This window comes from Streptomyces sp. NPDC054786 (genome assembly GCF_053611685.1).
On sequence record NZ_JBSHAW010000052.1, the window covers coordinates 1 to 18496 of the forward strand.

The 18496-nt window shown below is 74.6% G+C and carries 9 protein-coding genes; 2 read left to right on the forward strand and 7 right to left on the reverse strand.

The genetic code is table 11. The features are described from left to right. The 7 genes from ACWGI6_RS33090 to ACWGI6_RS33120 form a co-directional block, all read right to left on the reverse strand. Positions 1–2891: beta-ketoacyl synthase N-terminal-like domain-containing protein (locus ACWGI6_RS33090; RefSeq protein ID WP_453270927.1), on the reverse strand; the 2891-nt coding region annotated here is incomplete at its 3' end. After that, positions 2884–10125, reverse strand: coding sequence for an SDR family NAD(P)-dependent oxidoreductase (locus ACWGI6_RS33095; RefSeq protein ID WP_453270928.1), 7242 nt, complete (start codon positions 10123–10125; stop codon positions 2884–2886). The genes ACWGI6_RS33095 and ACWGI6_RS33090, both read right to left, overlap by 8 nt. Positions 10126–10351: 226 nt before the next feature. After that, positions 10352–11395 (reverse strand): 2-hydroxyacid dehydrogenase, encoded by a 1044-nt coding sequence (locus ACWGI6_RS33100; protein ID WP_453270929.1) that lies wholly within the window; start codon positions 11393–11395, stop codon positions 10352–10354. Between the two features lie 77 nt (positions 11396–11472). After that, positions 11473–12099 carry a histidine phosphatase family protein gene (locus tag ACWGI6_RS33105; RefSeq protein ID WP_453270930.1) on the reverse strand — a complete coding sequence of 209 codons (627 nt, stop codon included), beginning with the start codon at positions 12097–12099 and terminating at the stop codon, positions 11473–11475. Continuing rightward, entirely contained in the window at positions 12096–13610 is a 1515-nt protein-coding gene (locus ACWGI6_RS33110; protein ID WP_453270931.1) for an FGGY-family carbohydrate kinase, read from the reverse strand. Before ACWGI6_RS33110 ends, ACWGI6_RS33105 begins: the two co-directional genes overlap by 4 nt. Next, entirely contained in the window at positions 13603–15177 is a 1575-nt protein-coding gene (locus ACWGI6_RS33115; RefSeq protein ID WP_453270932.1) for an FGGY family carbohydrate kinase, read from the reverse strand. The genes ACWGI6_RS33110 and ACWGI6_RS33115 overlap by 8 nt, the downstream gene beginning before the upstream one ends. 13 nt (positions 15178–15190) lie before the next feature. After that, the gene (locus ACWGI6_RS33120; RefSeq protein ID WP_453270933.1) at positions 15191–16516 is read right to left on the reverse strand and encodes an MFS transporter; all 1326 of its coding nucleotides are present in this window, start codon (positions 16514–16516) and stop codon (positions 15191–15193) included. A 274-nt stretch (positions 16517–16790) separates the two neighbouring features. On the opposite strand from ACWGI6_RS33120, the gene ACWGI6_RS33125 reads away from it, so the two are divergent. Both ACWGI6_RS33125 and ACWGI6_RS33130 read left to right on the forward strand, forming a co-directional pair. Beyond that, entirely contained in the window at positions 16791–17573 is a 783-nt protein-coding gene (locus ACWGI6_RS33125; RefSeq protein ID WP_393905370.1) for a DeoR/GlpR family DNA-binding transcription regulator, read from the forward strand. 71 nt (positions 17574–17644) lie between these two features. Beyond that, on the forward strand, positions 17645–18409 hold the full coding sequence (locus ACWGI6_RS33130; RefSeq protein WP_453270934.1) for a YqjF family protein: 765 nt from the start codon (positions 17645–17647) through the stop codon (positions 18407–18409). The last annotated feature ends 87 nt before the right edge of the window (positions 18410–18496 follow it).

The following is an 18496-nucleotide window of genomic DNA, read 5'->3' on the forward strand; positions in this document are numbered from 1 at the left end:
GGGTGCCGCAGCCCGCCCCCGGCCCCGCCCCCCCCTCCCCCTCCGGGGGAGGGGGCGGGGGGTGGGTCCGGGGGTGGGGGTGGGTCCGCGGGCGCGAAAAGCCGACCGCCCGGCGCCGCGCCGCCGAGGCGGACCAGCGGCGAGCCGAGGTCGAGCCGGACCGGGGCGGCGGCTCCCTCCGGGACCGTGGCCCGGTGCGCGGCCGGAGCGGCGCCGACGGGAGGCGCCAGCCGCTCCCAGCGCGGGTTCAGCCCCTCGGCCCACAACGCGGCGGCCAGCCGGAGCAGTTGCGTCCTTCCGTCGCCGCGGGCGTCGGCCGCCGCCACGGCGAGATGGTCCGCACCGTGGAGGGTGTCGCCGACGAAGCCGGTCAGGCTGCCGGCGCCGATCTGGACGAAGGCGCGTACCCCCGTCTCGTACAGCCGTCGGGTCAGTTGCCGGAAGCGGACCGGTTCCAGGAGGTGCCGCAGCACCAACGCACGTACCGCCGAGGCGTCTTCGGGGAAGGGTGCGACGGTCGTGGCCGACCAGACGGGGAGGTGCGGGTCCCGCAGCGGCAGGGCGTCGAATGCGGCGCCGGCCTGGTCGAGGTAGGGCGCCCACATCGGCGTGTGGAAGCCGGAGCGGAACGGCATCTCCTGGGCCCGTACACCCTGACCGGCGAGTCTGCGGACGGCCTCGGCCAGCTGCCGCGGAGCTCCGCAGATCACCGACTGGTGCGGGCAGTTGTCGTGGCTGACCGCGACCTGCTCCAGGCCTTCCAGGGCCGCCTGCGCTTGTACGACACCGCAGCCCAGGGCCGCGTAGACCAGATCGGGTACGGCGAGGGAGCCGGGCCGCAGCGAGTCGAGGAAGGTGTCCACGGCCTGCGGCGGATACATTCCGGCGACCACCATGGCCGTCCACTCGCCCAGGCTGTGGCCGGTCAGCAGATCGGGGACGATGCCCAGTTCGGCCAGGGCGCGTGCGAGCAGCCGGCCGACGGCAAGGGAGTCGACGGCCCGTTCGACCAGGCCGCTGCCGCCGGAGACCGCGGGGCGCGGCAGGGACATCAGGTCGGCGAGGTCGTCCACCCGCGGCGGCGGTTCGGCCTCCAGTCCAGGGAAGACGAAAGCCAGCCGCGCCCCCGCCTCCCGGGCGTACGGCCCGAAGAAGGGGCGCGGGGAGAACCACACCTCGCCGCGTCCGCGCCAGGGCACTGCGCGCGCAAGGATCTTGGCGGCCAGGGCGCGGCGCTGCGGGGTGGGGTCGAGGAGGGCCAGGCGGCAGGGCCCGTCGTCCGCGGGGACGCCCGTGCCCCCGCCCCCGTCTGCGTCTCCGCCTTCCATGTTCCGTAATTTCTCCGCCAGTTCGCCGGGAGAGTCCGCGGTGAGGAGGACGGTGCGCTCCGGCTCCGCCGTCCGCGGCGGGGAGTGACGGGGCACGGGCGGCGCGGCGGCGCTCCGGCGTCCCGGGGCTTCTTCCAGGATGACGTGGGCGTTGATCCCGCCGAAGCCGAAGGCGTTGACGCCGGCCCGTAAGGGTGCGCGTCCGGCGTCCCAGGGCTCGGCCTCGGTGACCGGACGCATCCGGGTCCGGGCCAGGCCCTCGTGCGGCTCGTCCAGGTGCAGGGTCGGCGGCAGGGTCCGGTGGTGGACGGCGAGGGCGGCCTTGATCAGTCCGGCGATCCCGGCGGCCTGCATGGTGTGGCCGAGCATCGACTTCACCGAGCCCAGCCCGACCGGCGCCCGGCCCGCTCCGGGCGGCCCGAACACCCGGGCCAGGGTGTTGAGTTCGGCGCCGTCACCGACCGGGGTCCCGGTGCCGTGCGCCTCCAGCAGGCCGAGCGCGGTGGGGTGTTCCGGGTCGAGGCCGGCGCTGCCCCAGGCCTGCTCCAGCGCCCGTATCTGTCCCTCTGTCCGGGGGTTCATCAGGCTCGATGCCCGCCCGTCCCCCGCCACCCCCGCCCCGCGGAGGACCGCGTACACCCGGTCCCCGTCGCGTTCCGCGTCGGCCAGGCGTTTGAGGAGGACGACGCCGGTGCCCTCGGACAGCAGCGTGCCGTCGGCCCGGCGGTCGAAGGGGCGGATGCACTGGGTGGGGCTGAGGGCGCGCAGCTGGGTGAAGACGCTCCAGAGGGTGGCGATATGGCAGTGGTGCACGGCTCCGGCGACCACGATGTCGCAGCGCCCGGCGGCCAGCAGATCGACGGCCTGTGCCACGGCCAGCAGCGAGGAGGCGCAGGCCGCGTCGAGGGTGTAGGCGGGCCCGCGGAAGTCCAGCCGGTTGGCGGTCCGGGCGGCGGTGAAGCTGGGCACCAGGCCGATGGACGCCTCCGGACGTTCCGGGCCGAGGCTCTCCTGGAAGGCCTTCCGTACGGCGGAGATCTTCGACTCCCCCAGTTCCGGGGCGATTTCGCGCAGGGTGACGGCGAGCTGGTGGGCCGTGCGGACCCGTTGGTCGAGGCGGGCGGTGGCCACGCCCATGAAGCCGCCGCGGCCGAGGATGACGCCGATGCGGGAGCGGTCGGCGGGCAGCCGCTCCTGGCCGCCCGCGTCGGCGATGGCGTCGGCGATGACGCGCAGCGCGAGCAGTTGGTCGGGCTCGGCACCCGGGACGGTGGCGGGCATGATGCCGAAGCGGGTGGGGTCGAAGGCGGCCGGCTCGTCCAGGAAGCCGCCCCGCCGGCAGTAGAAGCGGTCGCTGCGGGCGGGGCCCTCGGCGCCGTGCGGGTCGTAGTAGATCTCCGGGTCCCAGCGGCCGGGCGGCACATCGGTGATGCAGTCCGTACCGGCCAGCAGGTTGCGCCGGTACGCGGCGAGATCAGCGGCGCCGGGGAAGAGCGCCCCCATGCCGACGATCGCGGCGTCCGTGGGGCGGGGGCCGGTCCGCCGGGCACCGGTCTCACTCATCGCCCGCCACCTCCCCGCCCGCCCGCGCCGCCAGGACGACCTGGGCCGAGGAGCCGTGGGCCAGTTCGTCCAGCAAGGCGGCGACCGCGGCATCGGGGTCCAGGAGCGGGATGCCGCGGCGGGCGTAGGCGCGCGCCAGCTCCGGGGTGACCATGCCGCCGCCGTCGGCCGCCCACGGCCCCCAGTCGACGGCGAGGACGCGGCCCGCCGTACGGGCCGACCAGTGCCTGGCGAGGGTGTCCAGGGCGTCGTTGGCGGCGGCGTAGTCGGCCTGGCCGCGGTTGCCGAAGACCCCGGCGACGCTGCTGAAGAGGACGAGGAGGCCCGTGTCGTCACCGGCGGCCGACAGGAGATGGCGGGCGCCGTCGACCTTGGTGGCGAAGACCCGGGCGAAGGAGGCCGGGTCCTTGTCCCGCAGCAGTCTGTCCTCCAGGGTGCCCGCGCCGTGCACGATCCCGTCGAGGCGTCCGTGCCGGTCCCGGATGTCCCGCGCCACGGCGCGCACGGCGTCCGCGTCGGTGACATCGGCCGCGTGGTAGCGCACAGAAGCGGCGAGCGGTTCCAGGGCGGCGAGGGTGCCGGCGATCTCCCGGCGGGCCAGGACACGGGTGGCCGCCTCCTCGATCTCCGCCGGTCTGCGCAGCCCTTGGGCGATGAGCGCGGCGCGCAGCGCGATGCGGTCGTGGGCATGCACGAGCGCCGGGTCCTCGGGAGTCTCCTCCAGGGGCGTGCGCCCGAGGAGTTCGATGTGGCAGCCGTGGGCGCGGGCCAGGGCGTGGGCGGTACGGGCGGTGATGCCGCGCGCGCCGCCGGTCAGCAGCACCACGGAGCCGGCGCCGAGCGGTGGCCGGCCGGTGGCGGGCCGGTCGTGGGGCAGCGGCGTGGGAACGGTGCGCAGGGTGGTGCGGGTGCCGTTGGTACGGCCGACGACGACCGGTTCGCCGGGGGCGCAGAGTTCGGCGAGGAGGTGGGCCGCGATGCGTTCGGGGCGGTCCTTGGGGTCGATGTCCACGGCGCGGATCAGGACGTCGGGGAATTCGAGGGCTGCCGTACGGGCGAAGCCGCGCAGCCCGGCGCCGGGCAGGGGGTCGGGAGCGTCCTCGGTGGTGTCCTGGCCGAAGCTGCCGCCGGCCGCGGTGGCCAGCAGCAGCCACCGGGCCCCGCCGGTCAGGGCGGTGCGCAGCCCCGCGTACTGGCCGGGCAGTACGGCACCGCGGCCCGCCCGCAGGGCGCTGAGGTCCACCAGTCCGCCCACCCCGTCCGCGCTGACCTCGGCCAGCCGCTCGGCGGGAACGGTGCGTACCCGGGCTCCATGGCTCTCCAGGAGGGCGGTGAGGGCGAGCGCCACGCCCTGCCCGTCCTCCACCACGGCGAAGTCGCTGCCCGCCACCACCTCGGCGGGCGGCCGGCCCGCGGGCGGGCCGAGCGGCGCGATCTGGACCAGGTAACGGGTGGGGCGCTGCGGCACGGGCACGCCGTCGGCCTCGCCCTCGGCCGGCGGGTTCGCGATGCCGCGCGGCGCGGGAGCGGATACCGCGGGCCGCAACGGCGCGGCAGGTGCGGGCCAGGGGGCGGCGGGGGCCGTTCCGGGCACGGAGGAGGCCGGAGCCGGTGCGGGCTCGGACAGCGAGTGGGCCGGTGCGGGCTCGGGCGGGGCGGGGGCCGGTACGGACTCGGATGAGGACGGGGCCGCCGGTGCCGGCTCGGTGTGGGCGGCGGCGATCCAGTCGACGATGCCGCGGATGGTCTTCACCCGGGCGAGCTGCTCCACCGCCGACTCCGTGGCCCCGTCGGCGTCCTGCGGCAGTCCGACTCGGTCGGCCAGCGCACCGATGATCTCCACCCGCTTGATGGAGTCCACCGAAAGGTCGGCCTCCAGGTCGAGCCCGGCGTCGAGCATCTCGTGCGGATAACCGGTCCGGGTGTGAATGATCTCCCGTACGGCATCGAGGAGTTCCTCGGGGCGCAGACGCCGTGCCGCGGTGACGGGCTCCTGCCCGACGGCGGCACCGGTCACCGCCCCCGCTCCGGACCCGACGGCTGCGGTGTACGACGGGGCGACCGCCCGCTCCCGGACGGGCATCGGCGGTGCGACCGCGGTCGCCTCCCCTGCCTCCCCTGTTTCCCCCAAATACCGGAGTACGACGTCCCGTTGGGCGGCGACGAGCTCGCGCGAGGCCCGCAGATACTCCAGCACCGCATCCTGCCGGGCGACGTCACCGGGTGCGGCAGCGCCCTCGGGCGTCGCTCCCTCGCCGCCCCGCCGGGTGTCCACCCGTCGCGCCGGGCGCAGCCCGCCCGGCAGACAGGCGCCGTCGGCGGTGCGCACCAGATGCCCGTCGACCAGCCATCCCGGGCGGCGGGGTGCGGCCGGGGGCAGCATCTCCGTGCGCCCGTGGAACAGGGCCTCCGGGTCGATCGGGACCCCGGCCGCGGCGAGCTGGGCCAGGACGTGCGGCAGCCGGGCCAGTCCCGGCTCGCCCGGGACATCCAGCGCCACGGCCGTGTGCGGCCGCCCGTCCAGGATGTGCCCGACGAGGCCGGTGAGCACCCGGCCGGGCCCGGCCTCCACAAAGGTGCGCACCCCGGCGGCGTACATGTTCTCGATCTGGTCCACGAAGCGCACGGGCGCGGCGACCTGGCCGGCCAGTGTGGCGCGTACCGCGGACGCCTCGCGGTCGTAGGGGCGTGCGGTGGCGCCGGACCAGACGGGGAAGGCGGGCGCGGACACCTGTGCCGCGGACAGTTCGGCGGCGAGCGTGTCGCGGGCGGCGGCGAGTTGCGGGCTGTGGAAGGCACAAGCCACCGGCAGGCGTCGCGCCTGCACACCGGCCGTGTGCAGTGCCGCCACGGCCGCTTCCACGGCGTCCGTGGGCCCCGAGATCACGCACTGTTCGGGCGCATTGTGATTGGCGACGACGACCCCGGCAGCGTGGGTCAGGTCCCTTACCCGCGCCGGAGTGGCCACGACGGCGGCCATCGCCCCGGGGTCGTCCCCGGCAGCTCCGAGGATCGCCTCGCCGCGGCGGGCGCTGAGCCGCAGCAGCGTCCCGGTGTCGTAGGCGCCCGCGGCCCACAGTGCGGTCAGCTCGCCGTAGGAGTGCCCCGCCGTGCAGTCGGGGCGCACGCCGAGGGTGCTGAGCAGCCGGTGCGCGGCGGCGGAGGCGAGGCCGAGCGCCGGCTGGGCGACGCGGGTGTCGGTGAGGGCGGCCTGCTGGGCGGCCCGCCGCTCGGCGGTGAAGGCGGTGGGCGGGAACATGGCCGCGACCCACTCCGGATCGGCGTCATCGAGGAGGCCGCGCAGCGCGGGGAAGGCGAGGAACAACTCGCCGAGCATCCCGGGCCGTTGACTCCCCTGTCCGGGGAAGAGGAAGGAGACCAGCCCGGGGTCGGCGTCCTGACGGCGCGGATACACGCCCTCGGCGGCGTCGGACCGGCGGGCGGCGGCCAGCTTGGCGGCGAGATCGTCGAGGTCGTCGGCCACCACACAGACCTGGACCGGGCCGGTGGCCGAGGCGGTCTCGGCGGCCAGGTCGCGCAGCGGCCAGGGCCGCCCGGCGGCGTCGTTGTCCGCCAGTCGCGCGGCGAGGCGCTCCATGGCCCGGACGGCGGCGGGACGGTCGGCCCCCCGGAAGCAGAAGAGCTCGGCGGGCCAGTGCGTCAGGGCGTGGGCGGGCTCGGGAGCACCCTCGTAACCGGCCAGCACGGCATGGTAGTTGGTGCCGCCGAAGCCGAAGGCGCTCACCCCCGCGGTGCGCCGCCCCACGGGGACCGGCCAGGGCCGGGCGCTTGCGGCGTCGAAGCGGAACGGGCCGGTGTCCGTGGCCGGCCGGGTCAGATGCAGGGTCGGCGGCCGTACGCCCGTGTGTACGGCGCGCGCGGCCTTGATGAGACCGGCCAGGCCGGCCGCGCACTTGGTGTGTCCGATCTGCGACTTGACCGAGCCCAGTGTGCAGCTGCCGGGGGCGGCGCCCGCGGCCTCGAACACGGCGGTGAGGACGCCGAGTTCGGTGGTGTCGCCGACGACCGTTCCGGTGCCGTGGGCTTCGATGAGACCGACCTGTGCGGGGCTGATCCCGGCGCGTCGGTAGGCGCGTTCGAGGGCCCGCCGCTGGCCCTCGGGCCGGGGTGCGGTCAGCCCGAGGGAGCGCCCGTCGCTGGAGGTGCCGACCGCCTTGACGACCGCGTAGATCCGGTCGCCGTCGCGCTCGGCGTCCACGAGCCGCTTGAGGACCAGAACGCCGACGCCCTCGCCGAGCGCGATGCCGTCGGCCGCGGCGTCGAAGGGGCGGCAGCGGCCGGTGGGCGACAGGGCGCGCACGGACGCGAACATCAGGTAGTCGTTGATGCCGTTGTGCACATCGGCGCCGCCGCACAGCGCCATATCGCTGTCGTGGTCGCGCAGTTGACGGCAGGCCAGGTCGAGTGCGGCGAGCGAGGAGGCACAGGCGGCGTCCACGGTGCAGTTGGCGCCGCCCAGGTCGAGCCGGCTCGCGATGCGTCCGGCGATGACATTGGCGAGCACGCCGGGGAAGGAGTCCTCCGTAAGGCGGGGCAGTTCGGCGTCGAGCTCGGGCGGCAGGTCTCCCAGGTAGGCAGGGTGCAGCGCGCGCAGGCCGTAGGCGCCCGCCAGTTCGGTGCCCGCCTCGGCGCCGAAGACGACGCTGGTGCGGGCGCGGTCGAAGTCGCGCTCGGCGTATCCGGCGTCCGCCAGGGCCTTGGCGGACGCTTCGAGGGCGAGCAGCTGCACCGGATCGATGCCGGTGAGGGAGGCCGGGGGGATGCCGTGGGCGAGGGCGTCGAAGGGGATGGCGGGCAGAAAGCCGCCCCAGCGCGACGGGGTGCGTTCGCCCGCCCGCGCGGGGTCCGGGTCGTGGTACGTACCGGTGTCCCAGCGCTCGGCGGGGACCTCGGTGACGGAGTCGACGCCGGCGACGACATTGGACCAGAATCGGGCGGTGTCGGCCGCTCCGGGGTAGCAGCACGCCATCCCGACGATGGCGATGTCCAGCGGCTCCGCCTCCCGTCCCTGGTAGGGGTCCTGAGGCCCGTCGGGGGTCCTGAACCGCTCGGCCCGTGCCGTGAGCTGCGCGGTGGCCCCCTCGGTCACGGCCGTGTGCAGCGCGGCGACAGTGGTGGCGGCGCTGCGGGCGGTGGCGACCTGGCCCAGCATGTAGAGGCCCTCCCGGCGCTGTTCCCGCTCCCCCGCAGGCGCGGGCCGCCCGCCGTCCGTGTGGCGCAGCCCCTTGCTCGCCAGGCGCAGCCGTCCGAGGTTGCGCCGCTCCAGCTCCTCCCACCGTGCTCGCGGGTCCGTGCCCTGCTCGGCGAGGCGTCGTTCGGCGGCCGCGAACTCCTCGGCGTAGGCGGTCTCGGCGCACCGTGTGGCGTGGCCCGGTGCGGTCCGCAGCAGTACGGTCCGGTCGCAGGCCAGCGCGGTGTCGTGGAAGCCCGGGAGTACGGCGCCGGTGGCCACGGCCTCCTGGGTGAAGAGGTAGGCGGTGCCCATCAGGACGCCGATGCGGGCGCCGAGTTCGGCGAGCGGGGCCGCGGCGGCGGCGGCCATGGCGGCGGAGGTGGCGTCGTGGATGCCGCCCGCGAAGAGCAGGTCCAGGTCCTCGGCCGTCCCGCCGTGCGTCCGGGTGTGGGCGGTCAGCCGCTCGATCTGCTCCTCCCACAGCGGGAAGCTGGCCCGGGGGCCGATGTGACCACCGCACTCCTGCCCTTCGAAGACGAATCTCCGGGCGCCTTCGGCGAGGTAGCGCTCCAGCAGGCCGGGCGCCGGGACATGGAGGTACGTCCGTGTCCCGGCCGCTTCGAGAGGCGCGGCCTGGGCGGGCCGGCCACCGGCGATCAGTGCGTACTCGGGGGCGAACTCGGCCACGGCGGCGAGCTGTTGACTCCGCAGCTCCGGCGGTGCGAAGCCCAGCAGGCCGACGCCCCAGGGCCGCTCGCCCAGCCGCTCGGCGGTCTCGGCCAGCAGCCGGCGCACCTGGTCGCCGTCCATGACGGCGAGGGCGAGGAAGGGCAGTCCGCCCTCGGTGGCGACGGCGGCGGCGAAGGCGGACACATCGCTGACCCGGGTCATCGGCCCCTGGGCCACGGGGAGATGACGGGCTCCGGGGCGCGGCGCGAGCGGCCGGGTGCGCGCCGCGGCGGCGAGGTGCTCCGTGAGGGCGGACCGTACCGCCTGCACGAGACCGCCGGTGGTGCGGTGCCGCGCGGCGAGCCGGGCGGCGAACGCCCCGTCCTGCCCGATGGGGAGCAGCTGAGTGTGCAGGTCCCGGGCGCCGAGGAGAGCGGCGACGCGGACGGGGCCGGCGTCCGCCGCGGCGGTCCCGGCACGGCCGCCTGCGGTGTCCCCTGCCGCCGCGGGAATGCCGAGGTCCGGGCGGGTGAGGACCCGGTGACCCGCGATGAGCGTGGTCTCGCTGCCGTCCATGGCCCGGATCGCGTCGGCGACCGCGCGGGGCAGCCGGGCCGCCCCCTCGGTGGTCAGCGCGAGCTGGGAGTCGAGCAGCACCCCGGCCGCTCCGCCGGCGACGGCCGCGGCGGCGGTGTGCGGGCCGATCCCCCCGGCGGCGAGCACGGGCACCGTCACGGACGGGTCGGCCAGTACGCGTTGCAGCAGGACACAGGTGGTGAGTTCGCCCACCCGGCCGCCCGACTCATGGCCCCGGGCGACGAGCGCGGTGGCGCCGGCGGCACACGCCGCCGCGGCCTCCTCGGGGGTGGTGATCTCGGCCCATACCCGGCGCCGCCCGCTGCCCGCCCAGTCGTCCGGCCCGGGGACCGCCCTCGGCCCGGTGGCGGCGTACGCCCGCGGGTCGGCGAGCAGCACGGTGTCGACCTCGTCGGGCAGGTCGGCGGGCGTGAGCGGACACCCCACCGGTACCCGCACTCCGTGGCGTAATCGCCCTGTCCGGGCGAGCGCGTCGCGGGCGGCATCGGCGTCCCGGCCCAGGTCCAGCAGGCCGAGCGCGCCCGCGCGTTCGGCCGCCACGACGATCCGCTCGCCCGGCTCCTCGAAGGGCGAGAGCGCGACGACGAGGTCCCGGCCGGGGGTTTCCGGGCGAGGGGGCGTGGCGGTGGCGGGGCCGGGAGCGGCGGACCCGGCGGTCTGCCCGGCAGGAGCGGGACCGGGCCGAGCGGCGTCGGGGGCGGAGCCGGCGGGCCGGGAACCGGGGTCACCAGAACCGGAAAAGGGGGTGCCGGGGAGAGGGGGCCAGGGGGCCACGGGCGCTCCTTCTGCTGGGGGCGGACACGCTTTACCACTGCCACCTGCGGTAACCAGCGGTCAGCCCGCTGATGCCGCGTTGCATGGTGGAGCCACCCCCATGCACTGTCAACGCACGTGCATCAGGCAGTAGTTGATTCCGCCAAGGTCACAAAAGTGCTGTTCCACCTCCGCCACCTCCCCGGCACCTGGGCGGACGCGCCCCGGACGACCGATTCCCGATGCCTCAACTGGCCTGAAATACACCAGGGTTGGCGCAGTGCACCAGCGGCTCGCCCCGCAGATAGCGGCCGACCTCGGCGGCGACGATCCGTGCCGCCTTGTGCGCGACTTCCTGGCTGCCGCCCGCGATATGCGGGGTGAGCACGACGCCGGGGGCGGTCAGCAGGCGGGAGCCGGCGGGCAGCGGTTCTTCGGGGAAGACGTCGAAGCCGGCGCCGGAGAGCTGTCCGGAGTCCAGGGCGTCGCAGACCGCGTCGTAGTCGAGGAGCGCACCGCGGGCACAGTTGACCAGGATCGCGCCACGGGGCATCGCGGCGATCTCCTTGCGTCCGATCATGCCCGTGGTCTCCTCGGTGACCCGGGCGTGCAGGGAGACGATGCGGGAGCGCGTCAGCAGTGCGTCCAGGGAGACCTGCTCGGCGAGGCCGGTCAGCGCCTCGGGGCGGACGTAGGGGTCGTGGACGAGCACCTGGGCGCCCATGGCGGTGAGGACCTTGGCGACCCGGCTGCCGATGGCGCCGAAGCCGATCAGTCCGACGGTGGTGCCGTCGATCTCGATGCCGCAGTTGTCGTAGTCGTAGTAGTCGCCGCGCCAGACGCCGCTGCGCAGATCGGTGTGGGTGTCGCCGACGCCGCGGGCGGCGGCCAGCAGCAGGGTGAGGGTGTGCTCCGCGGTGGCGGTGGCGTTGCGGCCGGGGGCGTAGCAGACCGCGACGCCGTGCCGGGTGGCGGCTTCGACATTGGCGTTGACCGGGCCGCCGCGGCTGGTGCAGAACAGCTTCAGATCGGGGCAGTTGGCGAGGATCCGCTCGGTGAGCGGGCCGTGCTCGGTGACACAGATCTCGACGCCCTGGAGGGCCTCGATCATCTCGTCCTCACTGCCGGAGGCCTCGATGACCTCGGCGACCGGCCCGAAGGGGGTGTGCGGCCAGTCGAATTGGATCTCGCGCACGTCCAGTGGTGTGTCCCCGGCGGCCTCGTGCACCGACCGGGTGAACAGACTCGGGCGGATGAAGTGGTTGCCGGCGGCGAGGACGGTGGTGCTCATGAGGGGCTTCTCCTGAGGGGCGGGTGCGGTGCGGGTGGCCGGACGGTCGGTGGAAGGCGGGGGCCGGGGTCGGTCGGTCAGTGGAGGGCGGGAGCCTGGGCCAGGGCCGGGGTGTTGAAGCTGAGCAGTGCGGTGCGCCCGTTCTCGATGCGGATCTCGGTGAGGGCGCCGTTGTGCAGCCGGGGGAACACCCGGCGGTAGTCGGCGAGCGGGATGCCCAGCAGATGGCAGAGCAGGACCCGGACGAGGGTGGAGTGCGCGACGACCAGGATCCGGCCGTGCGGCTCCTCGCGGGCGAGGTCGGCGAGGCAGTCGGCGGCGCGCTCGGCGGCGTGGCGCGGGTGTTCCCCGTCGGGCAGATGGTTCTCGACCGGGTCGGCGAGGAAGGCGGCGAGCCGCTCCGGGAAGCGCCGGCGCATCTCGTCCCTGGTCAGGCCCTCGCCCTGGCCGAAGTCGAGCTCGTAGAGCCGCTCGTCGGTGTGCGCGGTGAGGCCGCAGGCGTCGGCCGCCGGGGCGGCGGTGAGGCGGGCGCGCGAGAGCGGGGAGCTTGCGACGGCGGTGAGACCGGCGGTGGCGGCCCAGGTGGCGAGGGCGGCGGCCTGCTCGCGGCCGTGGGCGGTGAGGGGCACATCGGTGCGGCCGGCGTAGCGGTTCTCCGCATGCCAGACGGTCTCGCCATGGCGTACGAGGATGAAGTCGGTCACGGTGCTGCCCTCCTGCGGGCGTGGTCGGCCACGGCCTGGTCGAGCCAGCCACGGCGGGTGAGTGCGTCGATGAAGCGGAGATGGACGGGGGCGTAGCGGGCGGTGCGGTCGGGTGCGGGCGCCAGCTCCCGGTCGATGCGGACCATGGCGGCGGCCGCTTCCTGGAGGCCGGCGCCGGAGGAGGTGGCGGCGAGAACGGCCATGCCGAGCGCGCCCTCGGCCTGGTGCGGCAGCCGTACGGGGCGGCCCAGGACATCGGCGCGCAGCTGGCACCAGTAGGCGTTGCGGGCGCCGCCGCCGGTGAGGGTGAGCGGCCCGTCGACGGGGGCGCCGAGGTGGTCGAGATAGTCGAAGCAGAGCCGTTCGAGGCAGGCGACACCGAGAAGACAGGCGTGGAACTCGGCGGCCCGGGTGGGGACCTGGCCCAGGACGAAGGGTTCGGCGTCGGGGGCGCGGAAGGGGAAGCGTTCGCCGCCGCTGGAGACCAGGGGGTAGGCGACCGCGTCCGCGTCCAGGGCCGCGGCCTGTGCGGTGAGCGCGTCCAGGTCCTCGCCGCGGAAGTGCCGGGAAAGGACCCCGGCGCCGCTGCTGGAGGCGCCGCCCGGCAGCCAGTTGTCGTCCGGTCCGCGGTGGCAGTAGACGACGCCCGCCGGGTCGTGGACCAGATGCGGGCTGCTTCCCTTGAGGACGAGGGTGGTGCCGAGCACCGAGTTCCAGGCGCCCGGCGCGAGCGCCCCGGCGCCGATCTGCGCGGCACAGCCGTCGGTCATCCCGGCGACGATCGTGGTCCCTTCGGGGATGCCGGTGGCCTCGGCCGCGGCGGCGCACACGATGCCGAGCGGGCTGCCGGGGCGTACCACGTCGGGCAACACGCCCTCGGGTACGCCGAGTTCCGCCATCACCTCGTGCGGCCAGCGCTCCTCGACGAGGTGGTAGCCGGTCTTTAGGGCGTGGCTGGCGTCGCTGGCGACCTGATGGCCCGCCAGCCGCCAGGTCACCAGGTCGACCTGGTGCAGCAGCCGGACGCGGGACCGGAGGGCGGGGGTGTCCTCCAGCAGGGAGACGAGTTTGGGCAGCGCCCAGGACGGCTGCATGCTGCGGTAGCCCAGCTCCTGCCAGACCGTCTCCCCGGCGGCGTTGACGGCCACGGCCGGCGCGGCGGCGCGCCCGTCGTCGTACATCAGCCCGGGGGTGAGCGGGGTGCCGTGGGCGTCGGCGAGCAGGATCGTTCCGGAGGTCCCGTCGATCGCCAGACCGCGGATCCGCCGGGTGTCGATACCCCCCAGGGCCTCCCGGCAGGCGGCGGCCAGCGCGCTCCACCACTCCTCGGGGTCCTGCTCGTGCCGGTTGCCGTCGCGGCGGCCGGTGAGCGGGCGGGCGGCGGTGGCGAGGACCTGCCCGGTGCCGTCGACGGCGATGCAGCGCGCGCTCTGGGTGCCCAGGTCGAGGCCGAGCCAGATGCCGTCGAGGCTCGGGGCGGGGGTACCGCCGTTGCGGCGCGGGTCAGTCACGGGGGCCTCCGGGGGTGGTGCCGGCGGGGCGGCCGGGGGTTTCGGTCGGGCGGCCGGGAGCCTCGGCCCGGCGGCGGGCGCTCCCCCGCCACACGGCGCCGCCCCGCCAGCCGGCCTCCCGGGCGCGCGCCCGCCACCCGAGGAAGTCCTCGTACAGCGCGGCATAGAACTCCGCGCGTTCCGGCACGGGCTCCCAACTGCGCTGCATCCGGACGTACTTGGCGGCGGCGCTGTGCATGCTGGTCTCGGCGCCGGTGCGGACCAGGCCGGTGAGGAAGGCGCCCTTGGCGCCGAGTTCGGTGTCGCCGGAGCGGGCGGTGGGCACACCCGTGGCATCGGCGATCAGCGCACACCAGGCGTCGCTGTTGGCACCGCCGCCGCACAGCCGCAGCTCGCTGACGTCCGTACGGGCGGCGGCCAGCGAGTCCCGCAGGACCAGCGAGAGTCCGTCGAAGACGGCGCGTGCCAGATCGGCGGGGGTGTGCTCCAGCGACAGGCCCCAGAAGGAGCCGCGGGCGCCCGGGTCGAGGAAGGGGGCCCGCTCACCGGCCGGGGAGAGGTACGGCAGGAACATCAGCCCGCGGGCGCCCGGCTCCGACTCGAAGGCCAGTTGCGCCAGCTCCGGGGGACCGGGCAGATGGAGCAGCCGGGCCGCCCAGCCGAGCACCTCGGCGCCGTTGAGCGTGGGGAAGGCCCGCAGCACCCGCTCGCGGCCCCGGTAGGCGATGTGGATACCGGACGGTTCGCCGCTGGTGTCGATGTCGGTACGGACGATCTCGGTGCACAGCGTGGTCCCGAGGATGCTGCAGGCCTGGCCGGGGTTGACGACGCCGACGCCGCGGGCGGTCGCGGCGATGTCGTAGGGGGACATCACGACCGGGAGCCCGGCCGGCAGCCCCAGTTCACCCGCCGCCTCGCCGGTGATCTCGGCGATCCGCTGCGACTCCCCGAGGACGGTGGGCAGCAGCCGCTCGTACCCGCCGAGGCCGAACAGATCGAGGATGTACGGGTCGTAGTCACCGGTGGCATGGTCGAGGAACGGGGCGGAGGCATCGGATTCATCGCTGGCGCGCACACCGGTGAAGCGCAGGAAGAGCCAGCCGGCGGCGGTGAGCGAGGTGGCGGAGCGGGCCAGCCGGTCCGGGTCGTGGGCCGCGAGCCAGCTGAAGAGGGCGTTGGGCATCCCGGCGCAGGTCAGCGAGCCGTTGCGGCGGAAGGCCGCCTCCAGGACGCCGTCTTGCTGCCAGCCGGTGAGCAGCTCCCCGGCGCGGCCGTCGGACCACAGGATGGCGGGTCCGGTGGGCCGGCCGCGGTCGTCGACGAGCCAGGCGCCGTCGCCCTGGGCGGTGAAGGACACCAGCCAGACCGGGTCGGCCAGCCCGTCGAGGACCGTGCGGACGGTGTGGACGACGGCGTCCCAGACGGCGTCCATGTCCTGTTCCGCCCAGCCGGGGTGCGGGCGCAGGACCTCGGTGGCCCGGCGGGCAACGGCGATCTCGGTGCCCTCGTCATCGAAGACGACGGACTTGATCACCGTGGTGCCGACGTCGATGGTCAGTACGGACATCAGTGGGGTCCTCTCACGCCGGGGCCGAGGCGGCGCCGGCCGCGGTGCCCTCCGGGGCGTCGCCGCGCTGTACGGCAACACCCCGCGCATCCGCCGTACCCGGCTCGTCCGGCAGCTTCAGGAAATGGGCGAGCACACAGCTCACCGCGTACATCCCCGCAAAGATCCAGACAACCCCTTCGACGCCGAGCGGCCCGACGAAGGCGGCGACGACGGCCGGGCCGACGAAGGTGCTGGCTCCCGCGCCCAGGTTGAGGGCGGCCAGCGCCTGCCCCTGGTGCTTCGGCTCCAGGGTGGGCACCAGCGCCGACAGCGGTACATAACCTGCCAGCGTAGCGCCGTAGAACGCGGCGACCAGGAGGGCGAGCGGGAAGTTCGCGCCCGCCGCATCCGGCACGTAGAAGAGCAGCAGGGTGCTGAGCGTGCAGCCGGCGCCGCCGAACCAGGCGATGGTGCGGCGCCAGCCGAACCGGTCGCCGACCACGCCGAACAGCAGGTTGGCGAAGATATTGGTGGCGAACATCGCGCTGAGCAGATGCAGCCACTGGGTGAGGCTGAAGCCGACCGTCCTGGTGAAGTGGATCGGCATGATCACGAAGAAGCCGAACTGCGAGGCAGTGTTGATCACCCGGACCACCGACCCGGCCCCGACCCTCGGGTTGCGCCACAGGATCGTGACGCTGCCGAGCAGGGTGGCCACCGGCCCCTCCCCCGCGCCGCGGGGCCGCCGCGCGCCGTGGTCGTCACGGACCAGCAGCAGGGCGATCAGGCCGCCCGCGACCACCAGCACCAGCGCGGCCCACAGCGTGGCGTAGGCGCCGATGTGCGGGATGAGGCCGCCCGCGACCAGCGAGCCGAGAGTGGGCAGACCGCCGGTGAAGGCGAACCAGAACCACCCCATCGCCGTACCGAGCCGGACGCGCGGCGTCACGTTGGCGATCCAGACGAGGAACCCGTAGGCGAACAGCGGATAGCCCAGGCCGCGCAGCCCGTAGGCGAGCATCAGCAGCGGATAGCTGGTCAGCGGGATGGCGACGAGCAGGAAGAGCAGCTGGAAGGCGCCCCAGATGCCCAGTCCGGTCCACATGACGCGGCGCGGTCCCCACAGGTCGGACAGCACGCCGGAGAGCCAGGCGGCGATGCCCGCCGCGATCCCGTAGACGGTGAACAGCAGCGCGACCCGGGACTCCGAGATGCCCTGGTCGATGAGGTACGGCGAGAGATAGCCGGACTCGACCCCGTCCCCGATCATGAAGAGGAGGAGTCCGAGGTATCCCCAGGCGAGCGTCGGCGGGATACCCAGGCGTGTGATCAGCGAACGCGGAGGAGAGTTCGTCATCGAATCTCCCTTTCTGCGGCGGCGGGGCAGGAGGGGTGAACGCTGCGATGGAACCGCCGGGCAGAAACGGGCGTCAATGGCCGCCGGAATCTTCGCATCGGGGCCGCGACCTGCCATGTTGTGTCGTACCGGAACCGCATGTGGACGCCGTGGGCACCGCGCGCGCCATGTGAAATCCGTGCGAACATAACGCGGCGAATTCACGCGGCGGATCCGTACGACGGGCCGCATCACCACACCGGGCGGCCGCGCGGGGACCGGAGGGAGCGAAGCCATGGACCGGGTCGAGGCCCAGGAGGAGCGGCGGCGCCGCATGCGCGACACGGTCATCGCCCGCGGCTTCGTGCGCACCGCGGACCTCGCCGAGGAGTGCGGCGTCAGTCTGATGACCGCGCACCGCGATCTGGACGCCCTTCAGGCGCAGGGCTGGCTGCGCAAGGTGCGCGGCGGGGCGACCGGGCTGCCGTCGGCGCAGTTCCACGGCAGCGTGGCGGAGCGGATGGCCACCATGGCGCAGACCAAGCAGCAGCTGGCACGGGCCGCCGCGACGCTGCTGGTCCCCGGCCAGACGGTGCTGCTCGACGACAGCACGACCTGTCTGCTGCTGGCCCACCAGGTCGCCGAGCACACCCCGCTGACGGTGATCACCAACTCGCTGCCGGCCATCACCACCCTCGCCAAGGAGCCCGGCATCTCGCTGATCACGCTGGGCGGTGCCTACTTCCCGGCGTATGACGCCTTCATGGGCCCGCACACCGCCGATGCCGTACGGGCCTTTCGCGCCGATGTGCTGTTCATGTCCACCACGGCCGTCACCAACGGCCGCTGCTACCACACCTCACCGGAGACCGTGCAGGTCAAGCGGGCCATGATGGAAAGCGCCGGCCGCCGCGTCCTGGTCGCCGACCACACCAAGTTCGCCAAGGGCGGCCTCTATGCGCTGGCCCCGCTGACCGACTTCGACCTGCTGATCGTCGACGACGGACTGCCCGCGGAGCAGGTACGGGACGTACGGGCGGGCGGCACCGAGGTGTTGGTGGTACCGGCCCGGGGCTAGCTCGTCCCGCTACGACGGACCGGCCGGGGGTGCCCGGGTCGATGGCCGTAAGGGTGTGCGACGCTGATGCGATGTCGCTCGCCCCTGACCCTGCAGAGCCGATAGCGCCCGATCCGGTGCGCGAGGTGCCGGGCACGCTGCTCACCCAGTCCTGGCTCGACCTGTCGTTCCTGCACTGGGCCGCCGACCCTGCGGACGTGGCGCCGCTGCTGCCGGCCGGGACCGTGCCGGACACGCACGACGGGTTCACCTACGTCGGCCTGGTGGCCTTCAGGATGTACCGGGTGGGCTGGTTCAGGGTGCCGGGTATCCCGTACCTCGGCACCTTTCCAGAGACCAACGTGCGGCTCTACTCGGTGGACCGGCACGGCCGACGCGGCGTGGTGTTCCGCTCTCTGGAGGCATCGCGGCTGCTACCGGTGGCCTTCGCCCGCAGCGCCTTCCGGCTGCCCTACATGTGGGCCAAGATGGCGATCCACCGCGACGGGGACACCATCAGCTACACCAGCAGCCGACGCTGGCCGGGGCCGCGCGGGGCGCGCTGTCGGATCGGGGTGCGGGTCGGCGAGCGGATCGAGGAGCCGACCGCACTCGAACACTTCCTGACCGCCCGCTGGGGCATGCACAACGCCTTCTTCGGCCGGTCGGTGTATCTGCCCAACATCCACCCGCGCTGGCCACTGCACCGGGCCGAACTCCTGCACTGCGAGGATGAGTTGGTGACCGCCGCCGGGCTGCCGTCGCCGGTCGGGCCGCCGGTGAGCGTGCTGTACTCCCCCGGTGTGCCGGTCCGCTTCGGCCGCCCTGCCCGCCCGGGCGGCCTGCCCACCCCCTGAGTGGACTGGAGATCGCCCTGAGGGCGGCGGTAGTGCTGTGGCTCCGCCCCATCGGATGTCCGATGGGGCGGAGTGAAAGGGCGCGGC